Origin of the sequence: Streptomyces sp., from assembly GCF_019510245.1 — a bacterium.
Lineage (GTDB): Bacteria > Actinomycetota > Actinomycetes > Streptomycetales > Streptomycetaceae > Streptomyces.
In genome coordinates, this window is the sequence record NZ_JAEKKT010000356.1 from 1 (window position 1) to 4,324 (window position 4,324).

At 66.5% G+C, this 4,324-nt stretch carries 3 protein-coding genes and 2 pseudogenes; 2 read left to right on the forward strand and 3 right to left on the reverse strand.

The window, feature by feature from the left end; genetic code table 11:
• Positions 1–237: pseudogene (locus JF597_RS51380) on the forward strand (SAM-dependent methyltransferase); the annotation flags it as partial.
• Between the two features lie 71 nt (positions 238–308).
• On the opposite strand, the gene JF597_RS51385 reads toward JF597_RS51380, so the two are convergent.
• Genes JF597_RS51385 through JF597_RS51395 form a run of 3 tightly spaced genes read right to left on the reverse strand, consistent with a single transcriptional unit; the run spans position 309 to position 3,033 of the window.
• Positions 309–1,109, reverse strand: a complete 801-nt coding sequence (locus JF597_RS51385; protein ID WP_069765942.1) for an amino acid ABC transporter ATP-binding protein — start codon at positions 1,107–1,109, stop codon at positions 309–311.
• Entirely contained in the window at positions 1,106–2,035 is a 930-nt protein-coding gene (locus JF597_RS51390) for an amino acid ABC transporter permease (protein ID WP_069765943.1), read from the reverse strand. Before JF597_RS51390 ends, JF597_RS51385 begins: the two co-directional genes overlap by 4 nt.
• A 32-nt stretch (positions 2,036–2,067) precedes the next feature.
• Complete coding sequence (locus JF597_RS51395) at positions 2,068–3,033, reverse strand: ABC transporter substrate-binding protein (protein WP_294013484.1); 966 nt, start codon at positions 3,031–3,033, stop codon at positions 2,068–2,070.
• Between the two features lie 645 nt (positions 3,034–3,678).
• Here JF597_RS51395 and JF597_RS51400 point away from each other — a divergent pair.
• A pseudogene (locus JF597_RS51400) lies at positions 3,679–4,324 on the forward strand (NAD-dependent malic enzyme); the annotation flags it as partial.

Consider the following 4,324-nt stretch of genomic DNA (forward strand, 5'->3'; position numbering starts at 1 on the left):
ATGGATCGGGCCAAGCGGGACGGCGCCCTCGACTGGGCCGCATGGTGGCAGGTCGCCGCCGAGGACCCCGTCCTCGCCGGGCCGACGGCGCGCCGCTTCGAGATCTACGGCGAGCACGCCGACGGGGACATGCCGTGCGCCGCGTGGCACGCACGCGTGCTGCGCGAGAAGGGCTTCGGGGAGGCCCGGCCGGTGTGGTGCTCGCCTTCGGACACGCTGCTGCTGGCGCTGAAGTAGAGCTCGACGGCAGAGCGCATGAGCAAGGGGCGGTACGAGATCCTCGTACCGCCCCTTGCTCGGTCGTACCGTCAGAGCACCTTCGAGAGGAACGACTGCGTCCGCTCGTGCTGTGGGTTCGTCAGGACATCGCGCGGGTGACCGGACTCGACCACCACGCCGTCGTCCATGAAGACCAGGCTGTCGCCGACCTCGCGGGCGAAGCCCATTTCGTGGGTGACGACGATCATCGTCATGCCGTCCGCCGCGAGGTCGCGCATCACATCGAGGACCTCGCCGACCAGCTCGGGGTCGAGCGCCGAGGTCGGCTCGTCGAAGAGCATCAGCTTCGGCTCCATCGCCAGCGCCCGCGCGATGGCGACGCGCTGCTGCTGACCGCCGGAGAGCCGGGAGGGGTAGTGGTCCTTGTGTTCGGCGAGGCCCACCCGGTCGAGGAGCCGCTCCGCCCGCTCCCGGGCGACGGCCTTGGACTCGCCCTTGACCTGGACGGGCGCCTCCACGATGTTCTCCAGCGCCGTCATGTGGGGGAAGAGGTTGAAGCGCTGGAACACCATGCCGATGTCCCGCCGCTGGGCGGCCACTTCCTTTTCCTTCAGCTCGTAGAGCTTGTCGCCGCTCTGCCGGTAGCCGACCAGCCTGCCGTCGACGGACAGCCGCCCGGCGCTGATCTTCTCCAGGTGGTTGATGCACCGCAGGAAGGTGGACTTGCCGGAGCCGGACGGGCCGATCAGGCAGAACACCTCGCGCGGGTTCACCTCCAGGTCGATGCCCTTGAGGATGTGCGCGAGCCCGAAGGACTTGTGCACGCCCTCGGCCTTGACCATGGGATGGTCGCCGGCGCTCGGGACGCTGTCCTTGATGAGATTGCTCATCGGGTCACCTCCGGACGGCGGAACGAACCGAACAGATGGAGGTTCTTCCGCAGGCGCTGCAGCGGGGTCAGCGGCAGGGTGCGCATCGAGCCGCGGGCGTAACGGCGCTCCAGGTAGTACTGGCCGACGCTGAAGACGCTGGTCAGGATCAGGTACCAGATCGACGCCACGAAGTACATCTCGACGACCGCGAGCGTGGTGCTGGAGACGTCCTGTGCCCGTTTGATCAGTTCGTTGAACTGGACCGCGTAGGCGAGCGACGAGGTCTTCAGCATGTTGATGTACTCGTTGCCGGTCGGCGGCACGATCACGCGCATGGCCTGGGGGAGGACCACGCGCCGGAGCGTCTTGCCCTGGGTCATGCCCAGCGCGTGCGAGGCCTCCGTCTGCCCCTCGTCGACCGACTGGATGCCGGCCCGGACGATCTCGGACATGTACGCGGCCTCGTTCAGGCCGAGACCGAGCAGGGCCGCCAGGAACGGCGTCATCACGTCGTTCATCTCGTCCTTGTAGAACCCCAGGTTGAGGACGGGGAAGACGAGGGCGATGTTGTACCAGAGGAGGAGCTGCACCAGGACCGGGGTGCCGCGGAAGAACCAGATGTAGAGCCAGGACACCGTGCTGGTGACCGGGTTCGACGACATCCGCATCACCGCGAGGATGACGCCCAGGACGAGTCCCACCACCATGGCGAGCACCGAGATGTACAGCGTGTGCCAGACGCCGGACAGGATCAGGTCGTCCGTGAGGTAGTCCGGGATGATGTTGTAGTTGATCTTCGCGTTGGAGAACGCGATCCCGATCAGCACGATGACGGCGATGACCGCCGCAGCGGCCACCCAGCGGCCGTAGTGGCGCACCGGGATGGCCTTGATCTGCTCCGGCGGCACTGACGGCGTCGGAGCCTTGTCGACAATGTCGGTCACAGTGACTGCCCTTCAGTGGTGCGTCAGGCAGGTCAGGAGCCGCCGTTGATCTTGGCTTCTGTCACCGCGCCGTCCGTGACGTTCCACTTCTCCATGATCTTGGTGTACTCGCCGTTCTTGATGATCGCGTTCATGGCCGCCTGGAGGGCGTCACGCAGCTGGGTGTTCTCCTTGCTGACGCCGATGCCGTACGGGCCGGCCTCGATCTGCTCGCCGACGACCTCGAAGTCGTTGCCGCCGCCCGAGGTCTTCGCGTTGTACGCCGCGACCGGGAAGTCGTTGAGGTCGGCGACGGACGCGCCCTGCTTGAGGCGGAGCAGCGCCTCGGGGTCGGTGTCGAAGGTCTGCAGCGAGATGGCCTTCTTGCCGTCCTTCGTGCACTTCTTGCTCTGCTTCTGGGCGATGCCCTCGGACGTGGTGCCCTGCTGCAGTGCCACGGTCTTGCCGCACAGGTCGTCCAGGGACTTGATGCCCTTGGGGTTGCCCTTCTGGACCAGGATCGAGGTGCCGGCGGTGAAGTAGTCGACGAAGTCGATGCCGTTGCCGACCTTCTTGCCGGTGTCCGAGTCGATGCCGCTCTGGCGGTCCTTCGTGTCGTTCATCGCCGACATGATCACGTTGAAGCGGTTGGACTGCAGACCCACGATGAGCTGCGCGAACTTGCCGTTCTGGAAGTCGAACTTCACGCCCAGCTGCTTGCCGAGGGCATCCGCGACGTCAGGGTCGATGCCGACGGCCTTGCCGCTCTGCATGAACTCGACCGGCGGGTACGCGATGTCGGAGCCCACCTTGATGACGCCCGCCTTGCGGATGTCGGCGGGGAGCTTGGAGGCGAGGGGTGCGGAGGACGCGGACGAGTCCGACGTGCTGCTGTCGCTGCTTTTGTCCGTCTGGTCACCGCAACCGGTGAGAATCAGCGCGCCTGCGACCGCGATCGCACCGACCGCTGCTAGCCGGGAGTGCGCGGCGGTCGTACGACGGGTGGAGCTTGCGGTCATGGTGGGTTCCTCCGGCGGATGGGTCGAATTGCCGATGGGGCAGGCAGCCGCCGATGGGTTCGACGGGTGCCGTGGGTCGACGAGAGCACACGCCTTCGAGTGTCGCGACCTCGTGTGATGACGGCATCTTGCCATTCGGACACAGCCATTCAGGGCACACGCCATGTCAAAATCGGATAACGGGTGACCCCCGAACCGCACGAGGTTGGCACATCATGACCGCCTCATCTGCGGAAATCTGCGGGAATCCGTCCTTCCGGCCGGAAGGTCTCCGGTGCGAGTCGCGGAGTGGATGAGCGGGACGGGACGGGCCGCGGGCGGTTGAGCGGCTGTCCGCTGATCGTCAAGGGCCCGCCGATGGTGTGTCCGGATGGCCCTCCATGATTCATGTCACCCGCCTGCGATGATCGATGATCGATTTACGTTCCGGCATGTGACCTTGGACGTATTGGACTCGTCCTCGACGCCGGTCGTCCGGTAAGAAGGTTCTTTACACCCCTCATCCGGGGCTCAGGGCGCGTGTGCGGCGCGCCCGTCGTGTACCGGCCCGTACGCATCAGTGACCAGGGCCGTACGCGGTGCCCGCCCACTTCTCAACCAGGAGTGGCCACCCTCAAACCATGCAGACCTAAGGGGTAAGACAAAGTGGCAGCGGAGATCGTCAATCCTCGCAGCGACAGCGATACGGGACAGGACGGAGGGGCGGAGCCCCTCGATTCCATCGACCCCGCGTTCGCGCTGCACCGCGGCGGCAAAATGGCTGTGCAGGCCACCGTGCCGGTCCGTGACAAGGACGACCTGTCCCTCGCGTACACGCCCGGCGTGGCGAAGGTGTGCAGCGCCATCGCCGAGCAGCCGGACCTCGTCCACGACTACACGTGGAAGTCGTCGGTCGTCGCCGTCGTGACGGACGGTACGGCCGTGCTGGGGCTCGGCGACATCGGGCCTGAGGCCTCCCTCCCGGTCATGGAGGGCAAGGCGATCCTGTTCAAGCAGTTCGGCGGCGTGGACGCGGTTCCGCTGGCGCTGGCCTGCACGGACGTCGACGAGATCATCGAGACGGTGGTCCGTCTCGCGCCGTCCTTCGGCGGCGTGAACCTCGAGGACATCTCGGCTCCTCGGTGCTTCGAGATCGAGCGGCGGCTCCAGGAGCGGCTCGACATTCCCGTGTTCCACGACGACCAGCACGGGACCGCGGTCGTGACGCTGGCCGCCCTGCGGAACGCGGCCCGGCTGAGCGGGCGGTCGATCGGGGATCTTCGTGCGGTGATCTCCGGTGCGGGCGCGGCGG